The 19,998-nt window shown below is 44.2% G+C and carries 16 protein-coding genes; 5 read left to right on the top strand and 11 right to left on the bottom strand.

Annotated elements, in window-relative coordinates:
- Positions 1 to 205 precede the first annotated feature (205 nt).
- The gene (locus NYE25_RS19440) at positions 206 to 1,864 is read right to left on the bottom strand and encodes a hypothetical protein (protein WP_341146624.1); all 1,659 of its coding nucleotides are present in this window, start codon (positions 1,862 to 1,864) and stop codon (positions 206 to 208) included.
- Positions 1,857 to 2,657: an ABC transporter ATP-binding protein gene (locus NYE25_RS19445; RefSeq protein ID WP_341146625.1), complete on the bottom strand. Its 801-nt coding sequence runs from the start codon at positions 2,655 to 2,657 to the stop codon at positions 1,857 to 1,859. Before NYE25_RS19445 ends, NYE25_RS19440 begins: the two co-directional genes overlap by 8 nt.
- A 289-nt stretch (positions 2,658 to 2,946) precedes the next feature.
- On the opposite strand from NYE25_RS19445, the gene NYE25_RS19450 reads away from it, so the two are divergent.
- Positions 2,947 to 3,315 (top strand): zinc-binding dehydrogenase, encoded by a 369-nt coding sequence (locus NYE25_RS19450; RefSeq protein ID WP_341147752.1) that lies wholly within the window; start codon positions 2,947 to 2,949, stop codon positions 3,313 to 3,315.
- A gap of 60 nt (positions 3,316 to 3,375) precedes the next feature.
- Here NYE25_RS19450 and NYE25_RS19455 read toward each other — a convergent pair whose 3' ends face one another.
- Together NYE25_RS19455 and NYE25_RS19460 are read right to left on the bottom strand one after the other, a co-directional pair.
- Entirely contained in the window at positions 3,376 to 7,104 is a 3,729-nt protein-coding gene (locus NYE25_RS19455) for an S-layer homology domain-containing protein (protein ID WP_341146626.1), read from the bottom strand.
- Positions 7,105 to 7,177: 73 nt separating this feature from the next.
- A complete protein-coding gene (locus NYE25_RS19460; RefSeq protein WP_341146627.1) occupies positions 7,178 to 7,960 on the bottom strand; it encodes a hypothetical protein in 783 nt (260 codons plus the stop codon).
- Positions 7,961 to 8,371: 411 nt separating this feature from the next.
- Between NYE25_RS19460 and NYE25_RS19465 the strand changes: the two genes are divergently transcribed.
- A complete protein-coding gene (locus NYE25_RS19465) occupies positions 8,372 to 9,730 on the top strand; it encodes a dicarboxylate/amino acid:cation symporter (RefSeq protein ID WP_076285710.1) in 1,359 nt (452 codons plus the stop codon).
- Positions 9,731 to 9,821: 91 nt separating this feature from the next.
- Here NYE25_RS19465 and NYE25_RS19470 read toward each other — a convergent pair whose 3' ends face one another.
- The 4 genes from NYE25_RS19470 to NYE25_RS19485 form a co-directional block, all read right to left on the bottom strand.
- A complete protein-coding gene (locus NYE25_RS19470; protein ID WP_042192615.1) occupies positions 9,822 to 10,817 on the bottom strand; it encodes a Gfo/Idh/MocA family protein in 996 nt (331 codons plus the stop codon).
- A gap of 160 nt (positions 10,818 to 10,977) precedes the next feature.
- Positions 10,978 to 11,931, bottom strand: coding sequence for a 1,4-dihydroxy-2-naphthoate polyprenyltransferase (gene menA / locus NYE25_RS19475; protein ID WP_076287081.1), 954 nt, complete (start codon positions 11,929 to 11,931; stop codon positions 10,978 to 10,980).
- A gap of 38 nt (positions 11,932 to 11,969) precedes the next feature.
- Positions 11,970 to 12,746, bottom strand: coding sequence for a DUF6081 family protein (locus NYE25_RS19480; RefSeq protein WP_341146628.1), 777 nt, complete (start codon positions 12,744 to 12,746; stop codon positions 11,970 to 11,972).
- 133 nt (positions 12,747 to 12,879) lie between these two features.
- Positions 12,880 to 13,797, bottom strand: coding sequence for a prenyltransferase (locus NYE25_RS19485; RefSeq protein ID WP_341146629.1), 918 nt, complete (start codon positions 13,795 to 13,797; stop codon positions 12,880 to 12,882).
- Between the two features lie 335 nt (positions 13,798 to 14,132).
- On the opposite strand from NYE25_RS19485, the gene NYE25_RS19490 reads away from it, so the two are divergent.
- From NYE25_RS19490 to NYE25_RS19500, 3 genes are all read left to right on the top strand, one after another.
- Positions 14,133 to 14,756, top strand: coding sequence for an acetate uptake transporter (locus tag NYE25_RS19490; RefSeq protein ID WP_042192624.1), 624 nt, complete (start codon positions 14,133 to 14,135; stop codon positions 14,754 to 14,756).
- A gap of 54 nt (positions 14,757 to 14,810) precedes the next feature.
- Entirely contained in the window at positions 14,811 to 15,128 is a 318-nt protein-coding gene (locus NYE25_RS19495; protein WP_076297950.1) for a hypothetical protein, read from the top strand.
- A 241-nt stretch (positions 15,129 to 15,369) separates the two neighbouring features.
- Positions 15,370 to 15,846, top strand: a complete 477-nt coding sequence (locus NYE25_RS19500; RefSeq protein WP_042131456.1) for a DsrE/DsrF/DrsH-like family protein — start codon at positions 15,370 to 15,372, stop codon at positions 15,844 to 15,846.
- An 86-nt stretch (positions 15,847 to 15,932) separates the two neighbouring features.
- On the opposite strand, the gene NYE25_RS19505 is transcribed toward NYE25_RS19500, so the two are convergent.
- Genes NYE25_RS19505 through NYE25_RS19515 form a run of 3 tightly spaced genes read right to left on the bottom strand, consistent with a single transcriptional unit; the run spans position 15,933 to position 19,958 of the window.
- Positions 15,933 to 18,209 carry a glycoside hydrolase family 65 protein gene (locus tag NYE25_RS19505; protein WP_341146630.1) on the bottom strand — a complete coding sequence of 759 codons (2,277 nt, stop codon included), beginning with the start codon at positions 18,207 to 18,209 and terminating at the stop codon, positions 15,933 to 15,935.
- A 22-nt stretch (positions 18,210 to 18,231) separates the two neighbouring features.
- Complete coding sequence (locus NYE25_RS19510; RefSeq protein ID WP_076284877.1) at positions 18,232 to 19,080, bottom strand: carbohydrate ABC transporter permease; 849 nt, start codon at positions 19,078 to 19,080, stop codon at positions 18,232 to 18,234.
- Complete coding sequence (locus NYE25_RS19515) at positions 19,080 to 19,958, bottom strand: carbohydrate ABC transporter permease (protein ID WP_231573358.1); 879 nt, start codon at positions 19,956 to 19,958, stop codon at positions 19,080 to 19,082. Before NYE25_RS19515 ends, NYE25_RS19510 begins: the two co-directional genes overlap by 1 nt.
- Positions 19,959 to 19,998: the final 40 nt, after the last annotated feature.

A 19,998-nucleotide genomic window follows, 5' to 3' on the forward strand; every position in this document is an offset into this window, starting at 1 on the left:
GAATCCCGTAATCGCTCAGCGTATTTCTCAAGTAAAAAATCAGTACACGAATATCAGATATGGAAGAGTGCGTAAAGATTATAGGTTATCCATAAAAAGAAACTTTAGATGTATTCTACTCTGTATTCAGAAGATTGTCTAAGTAAATACTGGAATTTATACCCTTTTTTATTACGCGAAAAATGTCCATATTTGACACACTCACTCAACCCTGAAAACTTGAACCATGACCTGTTGATGATACATTTTTTGGAAAGGTAATTCGCCATATCCATAGATTCAAAACTACCAGAACCAACAGGTAGATATAAACTCCACCCATAAACAAAGTGAAGACATAATGAATACCTGCCATCCCCATCAGCAAAAATAGCAACCCAAAGGAGTTTGCGGTGTAATCCTTCTGTTTAGCTGCCTCATAACGTTCTGAGAAAGGTAGTACCGGAGGATAAGAACGGAAGCAAATGACCGCATAGATCAGCATTGCAAACAGCACGACTACCAAGTCTGGCACAATCCGCAGCCCAAACAACCAAAGATACACTATCGCTTCTATAGCGAATAAAGGTAATAGCAGGCGAACTATAGCTGCCTTAAGCATTCCACGATAGATGGGTGCGGTGTTTGGCAAAGGAATCAGCTTATAAATCCAAGAGCCTTTATAACCCGCAGAGTACCTTAGCATTAGAACAACCGTCTGAAGTAACGTCGCACCGAAATAAATCATCAGGTATGTGTTCGAATCCTTGATTGACGATGCATTTCCATCCCAAAAGATCCCAAATATAAAAATGAACGGGAAGACAATGGAATAACCGATTGCCGGATATACCTTTAACTTGAAGTCACGCTCATTCTTCATCATCGACCAGCTAAAACGAAAGAACATGCCCTCTACAGGGTTCTTACAAGTTACTTTCGACAACCAGTCCACCATTCGGGCGTTACTTTTGCCAACGTTCCCTTGCTCTGAAAGCTTCTGTAAGCTCTTTTCGAATAAAGGCATCAGCTTAATATAAGCCACAATCAGCAGAACCGGAATTACTAAAGCTAGCACTGAAAGCACCACGAAGTGTGTATCTCTCGCCCCGCCAATCAACATCTCAAATGGAGCCGCAAACCAAATCGGAGAAATCAAATACTGCCACCATGCCGGCTTAAAAGAGAGGCTCAATTCAGCAATATCGAACAGTCTAACAACGAGCTGATACCCTACTGTAATCCCTATAGTCAAAATGATCTGTACATAATTAATAATATCCTTGAGCTTCTCCCCGTCGAAAAACTTCATGATCAGTAAATAAAGCAGCGCCGTAATGACGAGGATAAAGCAGTCCATCAGAATGATCTCAACAGCATATATTAGAAAAAATAGTACTCCCTGTTTGAACAGGCACAAAATCAGCGAGGGTCCGGTCAATGTCAGCGTCACTGAAAATAAATAAATGAGAATGTGGATGCTCTTCGCCATGTTCAAGGTACGGCGGTTCACTGGCTTTGAAGCCAGTATGTTTTTGTCCCGAAGATCAAGCATCACGGAAGAGAAATCAGAGATCAGTGTGGTCGTAATCATAAACATCACTACACCAAATACAAGGCTCATTTGTAGCATATAATTGCCCGTTAACATCATAAGCGGAATTAACATGACGCCAAAAAGTAAATAAATCCATTGCACACGCAGCGGCGAGCCCTCTTTCTTCTCCTCCTTCTTCTGCATTCCAGCGAGCACTGTTGGTGTTCTTCTTCCGTCCATCGTCAGCTTGACCTGCAGAATACTCCGCATCACATCATAATCAACTCCGATTCGGCTAAACCCACCTCGCAGCTTATCCAGAAGCTTCAGCACATAGAAATCAGTCATGAGAATATCCCTCTTGCATGACCGCAACAAATTCCCCAGCAATATCACGGTATTTATCAAATCCAGTTAGTTGATTAAAAATATCCTCAAGCGACCCTTCGCGACCTTTCTCTCTTAACTCAGCAAAGCTCCCATCCGCCACAATATCTCCACCATCGATCAAAACAATCCGGCTACTGATCTTCTCAACTACATCCATGATGTGTGAAGAATAGAAAATGGTCTTGCCCTGTGCCGCCAAAGATGCAAAAATCTCCTTTACCACCATTACGCTATTGGCATCCAGACCGCTCAACGGTTCATCTAGGAACAGAATATCGGGATCATGAAGCATGCTGGAGATCAGCAGTACCTTTTGTTTCATCCCTTTGGAGAAGGTTGCGATCCGCGAATCATAAGCTTTCTCAAGACCTAGCAAGGCCATCAATTTTCCAGCTTTGGAATCCACATCACTACGCTTCATGCCATACAACTCACCTACAAAAGTTAGATACTCCCTAGCGGTGAGGCTATCATATAATTCGGCTACCTCCGGCACATAACCGATTCTTTTTTTGTAAGAAACATCTCCATCAGCAATATCCCTACCGAAAATCTCTACTTTGCCGTTGTAGCCTTCTACCAGACCGAGCATAATCTTAACAGTTGTACTCTTTCCTGCCCCGTTAGGGCCGATATAGCCAATAATTTGTCCTCTGTATACCTTAAGGTCAATGCCCTTTAGCACCATTCGGTCCGTGTAGTTCATCCATAAACCAGAAATCGCAATGACTGGATCATCAGCAAGGCCCATATCCTAATCCCCTCTCTAGCGACTAATTGACGATGTTAAAAATTACTATTTCATAAAATTACAATAATTGTATCATTCAACTGAATCCCACTCCATAATTTAACTCACTAATCTTATATCTATGAATGCTAGTGCCCTTTTCAGCACAAAAGGGAGAACCATTGGTTCCCCCTTAAAGTGTAGAGATCTATCCCACACAAATTATTCTGTTTGATCCACTTGATCATATGAAGCTCTGGCCTTTTCAACCCATACATAATTTTGACTCGTCCACTGATTTAACGCTCTCATAGGCTCAAGTAAAGATACCCCTAGGGGAGGAGGACGCGGGGCAGACCATATTGTTGACCTCGGTGGATCATCTACATTAAATAGGTCTATCAGGACGCTGCGGGTGGGTGGAAGGATCAGTCTGGTAGGCGGTCTGTCGGGCTTCCAAGTCGAGGGCTTTGAAATCATCCCTGCAATTCTGAGAAAAGCACGCCTTCAAGCCATCAATGTCGGAAGCCGTGACATGTTTGAGATGATGAACCGTGCGGTTAAACAAAATGGACTTCGCCCTATCATTGACGCTGTATTTCCATTTGAACAATCTGTTGAAGCATTGCAATACTTGGCTAAGGGTACACACTTCGGAAAAATCTGCATTAAGTTTTAACAGTAGAACCCCCCTGTAAAAAAGCAGGGGGGTTCTACTGTTATATTCAGCTACCGCCAATCATTTCGATAATAGATTATAAATGACCTGTGCCGCTTGCGCTCTTGTAGTAACTTCTTTAGGGCTCAGCTTGCTATTCGCTCCGGTTACTACACCTCTTTCCACCAGCACCTGAAGGGCTTCCTGTGCATAGCCAGCAATATCCCCTGCATCACCAAAATCAGAAAGAGCTACAGCCTTCTTCTCGGATGGCAGTTCACCTATCGCTACAAGTGAGCGATACAAGAGTGTAAATAGCTCCTGTCTAGTGATCTGAACCTCTGGCTGGAATTGATTATCTCCAGAACCTGTGGCTACCCCAAGGCGCTTAGCAGTCGCGAGATAGTTCGTGTAATACGTATTGCCCGCATCCGCAAAATTATCAGTTGCGGTAGCGTCGGGTGTGATGCCATAAGCATTCAAGAGCAAGACTATGAATTGCCCTCTAGTAATTGCAGCATTCGGACTGTAATGCTCTGCATCCGTACCGGATGTGATACTGCGTGCCGCAAGATAACCTACTGCACTGCTATACCACGATGTCTCTGAAACATCCGCAAAGCTCACCTTGTTATATCCAATAATATATTGGGAGAAATGTGTGGTAACAAAATCTACGGTTCCCTTGGCAGCGTTATAATTCCCGCGTACATTCTCCAAGCTTCCGTTGGTATTGATATGGTATACGATGACCGCATCTTTCTGTTCTCCTGCTTGCAGTGTATACGGCACACTGATATGGATAATGCCCCCACCAAAGGTGGAAATGGTACTCTGACCTGCTTTTACCGACAAATCATAAACCGGTCTGTCCCCGAGAACGGCCTTACCTTCTGCCGTTAACGAAACCTTAGCAATGGTTATGACAATATCCCCTGCATCCGAGGCTGCGTTGATACTTGCCAAAGATTTGGCATCAAGCGTAATCGTACCTACATTCTCATAATGAATCGTAATCTCGGCCTTTGTACCAGAGACTAACTCATTAATTATGCTTCTAGATAGGGTAAGCTCGGCTGTTTTGGTATCAGAAGTAGCTGCTACTTTAATTTCCAGTACAGCTTTCTTCCCATCCGCTTCTGCCTTTTTAGCAAGGTTCACTAGCTCGATAGCCGCTTCTTTCGTGATTGTAGCTGTGGTTACTCCTGTGGTTTTATCCGTTTTGGTTGCTGCTGTTGATGATAAATTCACAGTGTTACCGGTTGTTGTTGTAGCAACCAGTTGAGGGCTTGCTGTTGGCGTTGGTGTGGTCGTGCTCGGCGCAGGATTGCTGCCGCCAGGCCCGCTTGTTCCTGGGTCTGAAATAGATACATAAGCAGGGACAATAATATTAGTTACTGGACTCGCCTTATAACCTTCTTTCGCTGCATATCGAACTTGATACGTACCTGGTATTAGACCTGTAATCTCTTTATCTGGTGCATACACATAATTAGTCACACTGGACAGCTTATATTCTAAGGCTGTTGTGGTTCCTGTAATTTTCCCATCATTGTTCGCTGTAGAGGTAGGTGCTACCCCCTGTAAACCAGATGGCGCTGCTTGCTCTGCAGTGAATACTGGAACAATCACTTCTGCTGCTCTGCCTGCATTAAACCCTTCTTTGGCTGCGTATCTTACCTGATACGTTCCCGGTACCAGTCCAACGATCTCTACATCTGTTGCATAGACATAATCGGTAACTGTTGATAGCTTATACTCCAACGCTTTCGTAGTCCCTGTGATTTTGCCATCATTATTGGCTGCATTAGTCGGTGCCACCCCCACTAGCCCTACAGGAGCTGCTTGCTCGCCATAGGCCGGAACTTCAACAGTAGCATCTTTACCTACGCTGTATCCTTCTTTTGCCGCAAATCTTACATTATAAAAACCCGGAGTAAGACCTGTGATAGCTACGCCTGTTACAGGCTTATAATCAGCTTCTCCAACACCCTTATACTCCTGCCCTTCAGCTGAGCCCGTAATTTGCCCATCATCGTTAGCTTCAGAAGTAGGAGCTACGCCTAATAGACCTGTTGGAGCTGCTTGTTGATGGATATAAGCAGGCACCTCCACACTTACATCTTCTCCAGCATTATAAGGAATGATTGTTGGTCCCGCTGCGTTCGTTGGACCTTGATATCCTGATGTAGCCGCATATCTTACTTTATAAACACCAGGCGCAAGCCCTGTAACCGCTGATCCTGATACTGGCGTATATGCCGTATCTCCAGCCAGCTTATATTCCAAGGCCGAACTTGTGCCCAAGATTTGCCCATCCTTACTGTCTGCTGCGGTTGGTGCAACACCTGTAAGTCCAGCGGGCACAGCTTCCAGTTTAGAGAATAGCTTATCCAGAGCTGTTGTAGTGTTAGTGTATCTGGCTCCGACTGGGTAATTCGCCTGCACGTAATCCGGTTGGATGTTCGTCCAGCTGTACATAAGCTCAATATGCCCTAGAATAGGTGCATTAGTGCCGTCTGCATCTTTGTTATCCTTGTTGTACGTGAACAGATATGGAACCTGAAGTCTATCTCCAATCACAGTGTCTCCAAGCTCATTCACATAACTAATCACAGATGGTTTGGCTGCTGTATTGTTCTCGGTCTTGATATTAGTCAGATAAGTACGGACCAAATCAACATACAACTTCGCATATGGGTGATTGGTTGTTCTAATCTGAAGCTCATTATTATTGTGCGGATTGGCATTGCCCTTGGTGCCGCTGTTGTTGCTTGGTTCAGCAACCGTCACCCCAGAGTCGAGCTTCGTATCGAAGAAGTAGACCTTATCGATATTATGCTTTTTGGCATACTCATTAATATATTTGATAACCGCTTGCGTGTTGGGGCACCATGATCCACCTAACAAAATCGCATAGTTGCCATCACTCGCCAAAATTTGCTTCAGCTGATGGTAGGTCACATGTTCATACACGAGCGTACCGTCCGATTCGTTGAAGATCGTGGGTTTGCCCTCATTTTCGCCCTCGTAGTTCTTGTTAAATGCAGCCTTGATATAAGCAGATTCATCGATCGTGTTATACCCAGAAGCGGCACTAAGTACCTCTCTTACTGATGCTTTATACGCATTAACCTTCGCAGCATTAAGTGTTCCGTTCGTCAGGAACTCATTCCACGAGTAGCTTTTATCCAGATAGGATACAACAGGAGCGATATTTCCTTGTGCATCCTTGTGATCCTTGTTGTATACCAAGAGAAATGGAGATTCGATCTTATTAGCAGTTACGACATCCCCGTTTTTATTGGTATAGCTAACATTGCGTTCTGGAACATCCTTCGAGGACAGATTCAAATTCTTTAAATATTTGTTTATCAGGTCAACGTATTTGTAAGCAAATTTATTATTGCTGTCTGCAATCTGGAGCGTGTCACCGTCCAGCTTAGTATCAAAGTTATAAATCGTAGAGATGCCATATTCTTTTGCTACTTCATTGATAAAGCCGATGTCGGCCTGTGTATTCTCGCTCCAAGCGCCGCCAACCAGAACAGCGTATATGCCTTCACTCTCAAAAAGATGAACGATATCCTCATAGGTTGCCGTTTTAAATACATGGTTAGGATCATTCAGACGGTCATAGACATGACTGAAATAATCAAAGTGGCTTACACCACTACTTGAACCAAAAGAAGTTAGCGCCTCTGCGCTATCCGGATTAGCATAAGCTCTTCCTGCCTGAGTAGGCAGAATTAGCAGGGAGGCTGCCAGCAGCAGCGTTAGAATTTTTTTAAAGGTTAATGGTCGTATCATTATGTGCACCTCGCCTTAAATAGGTTTATGTGATGTATGGGCTGAAAGGAATCCTGAATGAGCCTGCCGCTCATCAAGGACAAACCTCTTCCTCAGCGGCTGGTGCCGGTGCGGGTGCCTGAACCGTTTCCGCTGGAGCAGCTGCTGGTGCGCTGACCGTGGATGATGCAGGTGCAGAAGACGATGTCTTCGGTTGGGCAGACTCAACTACCGGAGCGGCTGTCGCTTTAACCACCTCAGTTGTGGAGAAAGTAATGGATTTCGATTTCGAAGGTGCTTCCGTTGCCGTTACTACAGGAGCCGCAGTGGCCTTAGGCTGAGCAGATACGACAGGAGCAGATGTCGTTTGAGCTGCTTTGGCAGTTACGATTGCTTTGGGAGCTGCCGTAGGCGCAGACGTTGGAACCGGTGTAGCTGTTTGAGTTTGCGTTTTGACAGTCGTAGCTACCGCGGTTGTAGTTGTAGCTACCTTAGCGGTCTCCACGGCTGGAGCTGCGGTCGCCTTAGGCTGAGTTTCACCCACCGCTGGAGCTGCTGAGGCAACAGTCTTCTCCGCAGAATCAACGGTTGCGTCTGAGGCAGCAGTCGCTTTTGCGGAGACAGTCTCCACTGCTGGAGCTGAAGATTCCGGCTGAACCGTTTCTGTAACAGGAGCCGAAGTGGCTTCTGCCTGAACAACGACTACGGCTGCAGAAGTAGCTACAGGTGCCGCTGCTGCTGAAACGGATACTGCTGTATTACTGCTTGCTTCAATGGATGCTGCCTCTGCTGTCTTTTTATTAGCGGATACTGCGGCATACGTCAGTGCGGAAAAGACGACAGTTGCAGCAACCAAAGATATCGTAAGTTTTTTCATAATGTGTACCATCCTTTTCAAATAAAATAAGACCCAACACGGCACGTATTACGTACCTGTTGAATCTCTGGCTGTCCAGTAGATCCATGCCACTTCACTACATTTTTGTACCTTACCCCCATTACCTCTCCCTTCTCTAAAATAAAAAAAGAGACTCAACGAGACGCAAAATACGCGTCTTTCGTTGAATCTCCGGCTGTCCAGTCGATTCCAATTGGCTTGTGATTAAGTTCCATATTATTCATGACGATGCGCCTTGTCAATCAATTTTTATTTTTCACATGGTTTTTATCGGGATTGATTATTTTTAACATATTATTACATTGACTTTACTATAAATTGTATATAGATTGATCTCAATAGGATTAATCACATTAAAAAACTAGGTTTAAGGGGGTATTGGTAGTGAACATAGATAACAACTTGTTATCCGCCATCGAAACGAACTGGTATGGATTTGTTGCTTCCATATTTGTTTTTGCAATTTTGTTTCTACTGGCACGTAAACGCATCGGATTTGGTACTCGAGTACTCATCGGACTTGGCATCGGACTTATTGCCGGAATATTTTTTCAATACTTCGATTTAGAGACCAAAGCCATTAGCACGTTCGGCAGCATTTATGTCAGCTTGATTCGCATGCTCGTCATCCCTTTAGTATTCATACTCGTATTAAACAGTATTTCTTCCTTAACTAATCTGGAGTATCTGCGCAAAATAGGGATCAAAACCTTCGCCTGGTTCCTCGGAACGACGGGTATCGCTTCTATTATCGGCCTATCGGTTGCGCTGCTGTTCAATCCTGGTCAAGGGATACAACAGGATGTACCTGCAGATTTCGCCGCCCGGGAAATCCCTACCTTCTCACAGGTTATTCTGGATCTTGTGCCATCTAACCCTGTGAATGAAGCAGCTACGGGTAAGGTTGTGCCTCTGCTCATCTTCGCTATCTTCCTAGCAGTAGCTATAATCAAAATTGGCTCCAAGAAACCGGAAGCCGTGAAACCTGTACGTGATCTTATTGAATCCCTGACACTGATACTGCATCAGGTCGTGAAATTCATTATTCGCTTGACGCCTTACGGTGTCTTCGCACTGATTGCAGGAATTACCGCACGTTATGGCTGGGAAACGTTGCAGGAGCTGGGCAGTGTAATCATTACCTCATATGTCGCTATGATTATACATTTTGTTCTTATCTTTGGCGGGTTGGTTCTATTAGTAGCGAAGGTGAATCCAATCCGTTTCTTCCGCAAAATCTATCCAACCATTACCGTTGCCTTCACGACTAGAAGCAGCTACGCAACACTTCCTGTCAATCTTGAAGTGATTACGAAGCGCCTTCATGTCTCCCCGCGGATCGCGAGCTTTATTGCACCGTTAGGAGCATCGGTCAACTTCAATGCGTGCGGTGGCATTTGGCCGGCGATTGTGGCTGTGTTCACCGCCCAAGTATTCGGTATTGATCTGAACTGGACTGACTATATTACGCTGGTTTTAGTAAGTATTATCTCTTCTATTGGTGTAGCTGGCGTACCTGGACCAGCCGTAATCTCCACTACGGTGGTCTTAACCGCTCTTGGCCTGCCGCTTGAAGGAATCGCTATCGTTGCAGGTGTAGAAGCGCTCATTGATATGGGTCGTACCGCTGTAAATGCAACAGGAACAGCTGTAACCGCGTTGTTGGTCGCGAATTCAGAAGGTGAATTTGACCGCGAAGCCTTTAATAGCAATGATGACGAAGATGATATTCTCTTGGGCACAGTTTAAAATCCGAACATACAAGCAAAAAAACCTCCGGCATCTGCTTATAGCAGCAAGCCGGAGGTTTTTTTAACGTAGATCCATATTAGATTCGCTGTTACACCATGCTAATTCTTTGCCGTTGTTTAGCTGAAGCAAGGCAGGTTTCAACCAGCCGCATACTTAGCACCGGATCCTCCGGCGCAATGAGTCTCTTACCTGTGAACACAGCGGCTGCAAAATCATCCACCTGCCGAATGTATGGATTAGCCCCTGTGGCATCGACCCGTCTCACCTCATCGCCAGTGTACACAAAGAATTCCGCATCTTCGTCTCTAGCGTTGAAAGGCATAGGCACCTCAATTCGTCCCTCAGTCCCAAGAATCTCTAAGAGCTGGCGGTTATATGCCCACATTCCGCAATCAAAGATCAAGCTTAAACCATTTGGAAACTCTACCAGCCCTGAAGCCATCATATCTACATTATCATGCTCAGGGGAGAACTTCGCATGCACGGTCACAGCTTCCGGCTCCGTCCCAAACAACAGTCGTGCCGCACTTAACGGATAACAGCCAACATCATAAAGCGAGCCGCCACCCCAAGCCGATTTAAAACGAATATTTGAAGTATCTGTAGCATCATTGTAAGTAAATGTACCTCGAATCGAGCGTAATTCTCCGATTTCACCGCTAGCGATAATGTCCTGGAGTTCAGCAATCCGTGGATGATGCCGATACATGTATGCTTCTGCTAAGTGGACGCCTGCATCGTTGCATGCTTTCACCATCTCTGCAGCCTCTGCACTGTTCAGTGCGATCGGTTTCTCACATAACACATGCTTACCTGCTTCTGCCGCACGGATCACCCATTCTCGATGAAGATGATTAGGGAGCGGAACATACACCGCATCGATTTCTTTATCCGCAAGTAACTCTTCATAACTGCCATATGCTTTCTCTATTCCGAACTCTGCGGCTACAGCGCTGCTTTTTTCCAAGCCACGACTCGCTACCGCTGTAATCACTCCCGAATCTGAATTCATGATAGCTGGCATCACTGAACCAGTCGCAATCTGCGCACAGCCTATGATTCCCCACCGAAGTTTTTGTACCATAATGGCTACACCTCTTCCCTTGGATTAGTTACTATACTTTAAGACACCTTATCATAGAATGAAACTCATCACTAATAGAAAAGTACAGTCAGAGCGCAAAAAGCAGCACCCAAAGGAGATTCGACTCCGATAGATACTGCTTTTTAATCCAGTGGAAAAATTACATTATCATGTTTAACAGCACAGCCGCACCAAGCACAGCAATACGGGCCGCATTCATCAACACGAAATTTTTGACGGCAAGAATAAAGGTACTCGCCTTCTCCTGCTTCTGTTTGAACAAATCGATATTTCGGTGCAATGGGATCAGTGTAAGTAGAATCGCCAAGACAAGAATAGGGTTAATCCCCAAGATCAGCAGCACTACAAGATCCAGATAAGAGACATAGTATAGATATTTAAACAGCACAAGCGCATTACGTCGGCCAATGTAGACCGGAAGTGTGTACCTGCGGTTCTCCACATCTTCATCAATATCACAAATATTATTAGCGAGCATAATCCCTGCTATCCCCAAAATGGCAGGAACAGAGAACCAGAACAGGTACAGCACTTCCACAATATTGATATTCAAGCTGACCCAACCGTTCTGAAGCAACAGCGATACCACATGCTCGTCCGTATGAATATAGGCAGAAATAAAAATAATGACAAAGCCCATAAACAAACCCGAGAACAACTCCCCTAATGGCATCCGCGAAATCGGAATAGGCCCGAACGAATAAAGGATACCTATCAAGAACGACAATCCACCCAGCAAAAAGACCAGTAAACCCGTCTGCGTAACAAGCGCAATCCCGCCCCCTGCAGCCAGAGCTAGCAAAATAACAATCGTCGCCACGACGGTGCTCTCTTTTAGCTTAAAATGTACAATCGCATTATGCGTCTCATAGCCATAGCCGTGGGTTTTAGAAGCTTTTTTAAAATCGTAATAGTTGTTAATCGCCGTCGTTGCCATATCAAAACTAAGCAAGGAAACGAACATCAGACCAAAACGCAACACATAAAAATCCTCAAACCGATACAGGGCATACAGCGTTCCCATCAGAAAGGGGATCATACTGGCTACTTTTGTCGGCAGCTCCACAAATCTTAGAAAGCTTTTAATATTCACACCATACACCCTTATTTATCAAATGAGCCTGCAAGGTATTACTGTTCAGTCGTTGTAATCTTCACTGGGGACCATTCAGCAATAACCGTTTGACCGTGCACAGACACGCTGCCTTCAGGACTCAGATCCTTCTCTGTCATAATTCCAAGCGCGACTGTAAAGTTGTTGAATTTGATCGGAATATTTTTCTCACGGCGCACTTCTTTTCCATTCAAATAGAATACAGCCTCATCATTTCCACGGTGGTACGTTATGCGGTAGGTATTAAATTCACGTGGTTTGAAATCCGTATCTTCTTTAAAGATGCAGAAATATTTCGTTCCTTTACTCTCTGGTACTTGTACCCCCGGGAACGGCAAAATACCATATACAGTAGCATATTTATCATTTCCCGCAAAAAAGTCTAGCGCCGCACCTGTCGTAAAATCAAGCAAGTTCAGCGATACATAACCATCATACAAATCTCCAGGTGCTGTTCCTTGTGTACGGCTACGAATTTGCAGCTCAAAGCTAATCTCTCCGGCCTCAGGAATTACCACTGGCTCCGCGGAGTAATACATATGCTTAGCATTGTCTAGAATTTGTACTTGATGATTCTCACGAGATAATTTCGCACGCACATACAGCGTATCATTACGAACGATAACTACTGCTTCCGGTTCACGATAAGCCCAAAAGGATCCATCAGGCAGTGTAAATCCACCTGTCTTCCAGACCTTTCCTTCTTCTAAAATGGAGTGGAAATCTCCAAGCACCATTTGATTGCCTTTAACATTTTGTTCTTCCTTCAACAGTTCCTTGTCCTTCTTTTCCATGAAAGCTCACTCCTTCTGTATGGTAATTATTAGTACAAGCAAAAACGCCTTCAGCGTCCCTAATGGACGGTAAGCGTTTATGCGAGAAATATAAGGATAATGTATAGCGTAAAACCTATATATTCTTATATTTTCAGAATAATCCTTGAATTAGTAAGGTTGCTGCCATCACTACTCCGCAACGAACGGAGGCTTTTTGTGAAGCACCCATGAGCGGGATATAGGCTGGTGAAGCATTATGCGGCTTCAGTCCACGATAAATACGAATTGGCCAGAAGGCCGTAACCAAGGCCAATAGTGCATAAACTGGAAGTACGCCCATCAGCACACAGATCACCACAGAAGCATAACCGGTGAAGAGAAGCACACGCGAGAAGACAAGTGCCTTCTGTTCACCCCACACTACAACAAGCGTAAGTTTTCCAGCCTGCTCGTCCGCTTTCCAATGTAAGAAATGATGATTAAACAATAGCAATGTAGTCAAGAATCCAACCGGCAATGAAAGGATGACAGGCTTCATGCTAAAATGACCGGTTTGTACGAAAAAGGAACCTAACACAGGCATGATCCCAAAAGCTATAAAGATAGCCATCTCACTGTATCCCTTACCGCGATATCCATACCGCAGGGGTGGGGCTACATAGAAATAAGCGATTAAAGCACCTGCAAGTACAAACCAGAGGATATTCCAACCGCTATATATACTTAGGATTCCACCACAGATGAGGGCAATCGCCAACATACTCCAGGTCATCTTTGCATAAAAAGACTCCGAGAGGATTCCACCTGTCAGTAGCCCGGAGTTTGTGCTGATTTCACCAGCGGAATTCTTCGCCTCTGTATCTGTTCCGTTGCGATAATCCCACAGATCATTCACCATATTGGAAAACAGATGCGCCGAAATCGCTCCTATTAAGGTTAGAATAAATAAGACCGGATGGAATGACCTTTCCCATACATATGCCCCAACTGTACCTAAAACAATCGGGATAAGCATAACTGAAAAACTCCAAAACCGGGTCGCCTTCGTAAATAATGTCCATTTGTTCACTTCAAGCTTACCGCCTTTTCATTATGACTTGATAATAATTATCACTGACTATTATACATCAATTTTCAACAGATTGTGAAGATTATCACTGCATATAATGTCTAATCTTGACATAATACCTCGGTTTGTTTGGCTAAAAGGTTTCTTCATTGAAGCTAAAAATGTAAATAACCTCTTATTGGACATAAGGCCACCCTTTTACAACAAAAAATGAGCGCTGTTTTATAGGCAAGCACATACCAATATGATATGATAGGCAAGCCTATGAACAGCGCTCCTTGAGTGCTGTTTTTAAGAGCGTAAAACTATATATAATAATGGAGGCTTTTACTGTCATGTCAGCGCAATCCCCTAACACCCAATCTGTCAAAATCGTCACCGCAGACCCTAGCGCCATCGGGCTATTCGGACTGGCTATTGTCACATTGGTTGCTTCTTCACAGAAGCTTGAGTTTACAACAGGACTTAGCTACGTCATTCCTTGGGCTATCTTCCTGGGAGCATTTGCTCAACTATTCGCCGCAATTCAAGATGCTAAGCACAACAACACCTTTGGTATGACTGCCTTTGGCGCCTACGCTTTCTTTTGGTTCGGCATGGCTAGCAGCTGGCTGATCAAGCTCGGCGTATTCGGCCCAACGCTTGCAGAGGCTGTAGATCCTAAGCAGCTCGGATTTGTATTTCTGGGTTACTTGATCTTTACAATCTTTATGACCATTGGCGCGGTTGAGGCTAATAGAGTTTTGCTTATCATTTTTGTATTGATAGATTTCCTTTTTATTGGACTAACCTTCGATTCCTTTGGTATCGCTCCAGAATTCTTCCATAAGCTTGCTGCTTGTGCCGAACTTGGAATTGGTATCGTATCCTTATACGGATGTGGCGCGTCTGTACTAAACGCTCATTTCGGACGCACTTTCTTACCGATTGGAGCTCCGCTAGGTATTTTCAAGAAATAGTAATTCACCTTTTTTGAATCCTAACTTTTGCAAGCCGAAAGGATGCCTGAGACCATGCATGTTCTATCCTCTTCTGAATTAGCCGTAACCGCTATATTTGCGCTTATTCTCGCAGTTATTGCCTATTTGATCATTCGGAATATCCCAAAGATGTCTGGAGATATTGCGGCTTTTCGCAAAAGAACACTGGTCTGGACCCAGGTTTCGCTTGTACTAACGGTACTTCAGCTGAACTTCAAAGCAGGCGACTGGCGATTTTCTATCGTTCTTGGACTCATCGTATTATTTACCGGAAGCATTTGGCTTTCCGCCCGTTACCATGACATCCGCAGCACCTTAGATCCAGAATCCAAAGATTCTGAAGTACATTAGTAGAAGCTAGGTAACAAAATAAAGGTGATGAAGCTCCCGTAAGGGGGCTTTTTTTGTGAATTCGGAAGGTCCCTTCGCATACTTCTCCCCTCCATAACCATACTAATGACATTCCAAGCTAAAACGCCTACGGCGTCCTCTTTAGGACGCTAAACGTTTATGCGAGAATTATAAGGATAACGTATATCGTGAGACTTATACTTTCTTATAATTCAATATAAGTAACGGGAGGACTATGCAGGTGAGTAAAAAAATAAATCTTCTGATGTTCAGCGGAGAATACGACAAAGCCATGGCGGGATTGATCCTAGCGAATGCCGCGAGAGATATTGATGTAGAGGTTACGATGTTTTTCTCTTTCTGGGGTTTGTTTCTGGTACGTGATCCGGAGAAGATGACGCTAGAGGATAAAAGTATTTATGAGAAGCTGATGGATGTCATTACGCCAAAAGGCCCTGGGCAGCTGCCACTCTCCCATTTGAATTTCAGCGGGCTGGGCCGGATGATGCTAGAGGAGATGATGGAGGAGCAAGGCGCGCCGAAGCTGATTCATTTTCTTAAAGGAGCTCGTAAAAAAAACATCAAGTTCTATGCCTGTAAGCTCTCCGTCGAAATCATGGGCTTTAAAACAGAAGAACTGCTGCCAGAGGTCGAGATTATCGATGCTGCGGCGTATTTAAAAGATGCTTTGGAGAGTGATGTTCAGCTGTTCATTTAGCGGTTGAAATTAATTAATATAAGAAAACATAAAGCGACATGGGGAATTTCTCATGCCGCTTCGGATTTCAATTGAAAGGATATAAATTATACCGTGATGATTGTCTTGCCCATTGGAATCTTGAAGCTCTTCTCCATTACTTTGATATGAATCAACTCTTGTGCATCCACGATTAATTGCGTCTTCAGATGGTTCACTTCCACGGTAATCGTCGCTTGACGGTAACGCATCGTGAAGGTGTATCCCTTCCATTGCTTCGGCAATGTCGGGTTCAATGCCAAATGATCATCCTTGATCCTTACACCCGAGAAGCCATAGACGATCGACATCCATGTACCACCCATGTTCGCCATATGCAATCCGTCTTTCGTGTTGCCATGAGTGTTATCCAAATCCATTCGTGCCGTTTCAATGAAATAATCGTACGCCTTGTCCGAGTAACCTAACTTCGAAGCCATGATGCTATAGATCGCGCAGGATAAGGACGAATCATGAGTTGTCAGCTTCTCGTAATAATCGTAGGAGTTCCGCAAGACATCGGTTGAAATGCCATCCTCGAGCAAGAAATGCGCCAGCACCGTATCGGCCTGCTTCAACACCTGATGACGATAGATGTGTAGCGGGTGATAGTGAAGCAACAGTGGGTGTTTTTCTTCCGGTGTGTTCTCGAAATCCCACACCTTCTTCGCTAAGAAAGAATCATCTTGTGCATGAATGTTCAACTTCTCATCGAAAGGCAGATACATCTTCGCAGCCGCTTCTTCAAATGCTGTAATCTCATCTGCTGTTAAGCCAATGCGACTACACAAAGCTTCCCATGCTGCAGGATGAGTTTCTGCCAGCTGCTTATACCACGATGCAGCCCACTCTAGATTATATTTTGCAAGTACATTCGTGTAATAGTTATTATTTACGATGGCCGTATACTCATCCGGACCTGTTACATCATCAATCTTGAATAGACCTTCATGATAATGACCTAGCTCCATCCAAGTTCTTGCAGTTTCAAATACGACTTCCGCACCGAATTCCGCAATGAAATCTTTATCGCCTGTCGCGAGATAATATTGAATATACGTATAAGCAATATCACCATTAATATGATACTGTGCCGTACCAGCTGGGAAGTACCCCGAGCACTCTTCCCCTGTAATGGTACGCCATGCGTAAGCGGCCCCCTTCTTGTGGCCTAGCTCTAACGCACGCTTCTTCGCTTCACCTAGAATCGTATAACGGTAACGAAGCAACTGCTTCGCCAGCTCTGGCTGACAGAGGATGAAGAACGGCAGGATATAGATTTCGGTATCCCAGAAATAATGTCCCTCGTAGCCCTCACCGCTTAAGCCTTTGGCTGCGATGTTACTGTATTTATCTTTGCCCACAGATTGCAGCAACTGATATACGTTATATCGAAGACCTTGCTCAAGTACCTCATCACCTTGGATCTCGATATTTGCAATTTCCCAAAAATGTTGTAAATATACTTCTTGTGCCATGTAAGCCGCTTGAATCCCTTGCGTTAATACCAAAGCCATCAACTCACGTCCGTGAGCAGCTGGATCTTCGTGTCGACGTGTATCTGTAAATACGTTGAATTTTGTGAATTGAACAATATCTTTACCGGCTGGGAACGCATACCGCACCATTACACTTTTCTCACCCTTGATCAGTTCACCGTTCACCGCAGGCGTTGTCTGATGAACTGTTGTTGCCGCCACTTGTAGCTTCGACGTATTTGTCTCAAGCACGATTTGTAAGGAGGTCTCGTCGAACACCTCGATATTCTTCATATCCAATAGCTTAGCATGACCCGATGCAACACGAGGGTCCTTCGCATTCGTATAGTTACTTACATTGCCATTCACGCCAGAGGTAATCGTCACTTCATCCTGACAATTGATACGAGTTACCTCAATATCTATCGTGAACAATTCGAGTGTTGTCAATGACGCCATGCGTGTGAATGAAATTTCGACCTCTTTACCTTGTGGTGAAATCCAGTGCACGAGCCGTACGTACTTACCTTCGCGCATATCGAGATAACGACGCTGGGAAACGACCGTCCCTGTGAAAAGATTGAACTTCTCCTCCCCAATATGAATAGTCACATCCTGTACATCCATCACATTCACAAGTTTCTGTTGTGTATCGGGAAAGCCATACGCGCTCTCCCCATATAGCATCGGTGTAATATCATAAAATGCATTTATATATGTTCCACGAACCGTTGGCTCGTCACCTTCGTAACCTTCTTCAAAATTACCTCGAACACCTACATAACCATTAGCCACATTAAAAATACTCTCACTAACGCCGAGGTCTTGCATATCCCTATGATTCTCAATAATCCAGCCCGACTTCATATGAAGGCCCCCTCATCCAATTTTATTTCACAGCACCTGCCATAACGCCTTTAATAATGTATTTCTGTGCGAACAGATAAAAGATAATAACCGGAATAATCGATACGACAAGTCCTGCCATTGCAAGGTTCCACTGAATTGTAAATTCTCCAAAGAAGAAGAAGGTTGACAATGGAATGGTACGAAGCGCTGGGCTTGTTAAGGTCAAGGATGGAAGTAAATAGTCATTCCAAATCCACAATAGATTCAAGATTCCTACAGTCATCGTAATTGGCGTAAGCATTGGGAATACAACCTTCCAGAATGTCTGCCACGTATTACAGCCCTCTATCATCGCCGCTTCTTCAAGAGCAATCGGTACCCCTTTAATAAAACCATGATAAAGGAAGACCGACATACTTAGCCCAAATCCGATATACATGAAAATTAGGCCATAATGTGTATTAATCATAGAGAAATTAAGTGATGGGATATCCCATTTGTTTAAATATTGCATTAGCGGAATCATCACCGATTGAAACGGGATGAGCATCGTACCTACGAATAAGAGGAGAATGCCATTGGACAATTTATTCTTCATGCGAACAAGCATCCAAGATGTCATCGCTGAGAAGATAATAATAAGCCCAATACTAATGACACTCACTAAGAGCGAGTTTTTAAATGCTGACAAAAAGTTCATTTTATCCATTGCCGCAGCATAGTACTCGAAGGAAAAGGATTTCGGCAGGCCGAACGTATCGGTGAATATCTCGGCACGTCCTTTGAACGAATTCACAAACATAATATACATAGGCAACAGCATAAGAAGTCCACTAACCCAAGCTATAACTTCAAGCAATATTGAAGTTGATTTATTGCGACGTTTCATTATTGTTCAACCTCCCTTTTCTTCGAGATAACGACCTGCGTAACCGTCACAACTAAGATGACGAGGAAGAAAATAATCGCCTTGGATTGCGCGAGCGCATATTGATTCATACTAAACGCGGTTTTAAAGATATTCATTGCAACAAGCTCGGTTGTACCGTAAGGACCACCGTTCGTTAGTGAGATATTGGTATCATATTGTTTGAATGCGTTCGACAGCGTCAAGAACAAGCTGATCGTGAAGGCTGGCATAATGAGTGGGAACATAATTTTGCGGAATCGCATCCATCCGCCTGCGCCATCCATATCAGCTGCCTCCAGCACCTCATCCGAAACACCTTGAATAGCTGCGATGTAGATGATCATGACGTAGCCGGCCATTTGCCATGTTCCTACGAAGACCAGCGCCCAGAAGGAAGCCGTCGGATCATCCAACCAATTGAAGAAGATCGAGCTATTCCCCATTACTTCTCCAACCTGTACGAAGAATTTCGTGAATACGAACTTCCAGATGAAACCTAGGATCAGACCACCGATCAAGTTCGGCAGGAAGTATATTGAGCGTAAAAGATTACGCGACTTAATTTTGGAAGTCACCAGCATCGCGAGTGAAAGTCCGATAACGTTAACGAGAATAATCATGCATACGGCATATTTAAATGTCAGGCCGAAGGATGTAAGAAAATCTGAATCTTGAAACACCCGTACATAATTATCGAAGCCTACAAAGTTAGAACCTGCAAATTTAAACCCATCCCAATCTGTAAAAGAGTACACAATCCCCATAACGAATGGAATGATGACTACATTTATAAAGATGAATAATGATGGAACAATAAAAGCTGCGGCTATTAAATTTCTCTTTACACTTTTCTTCAATGGTTTCACCTCTTATCCATTTCTACAAAACAGGAAGAGG

Origin of the sequence: Paenibacillus sp. FSL E2-8871, assembly GCF_038000345.1 — a bacterium.
Classification (GTDB): Bacteria; Bacillota; Bacilli; order Paenibacillales; family Paenibacillaceae; genus Paenibacillus_AQ.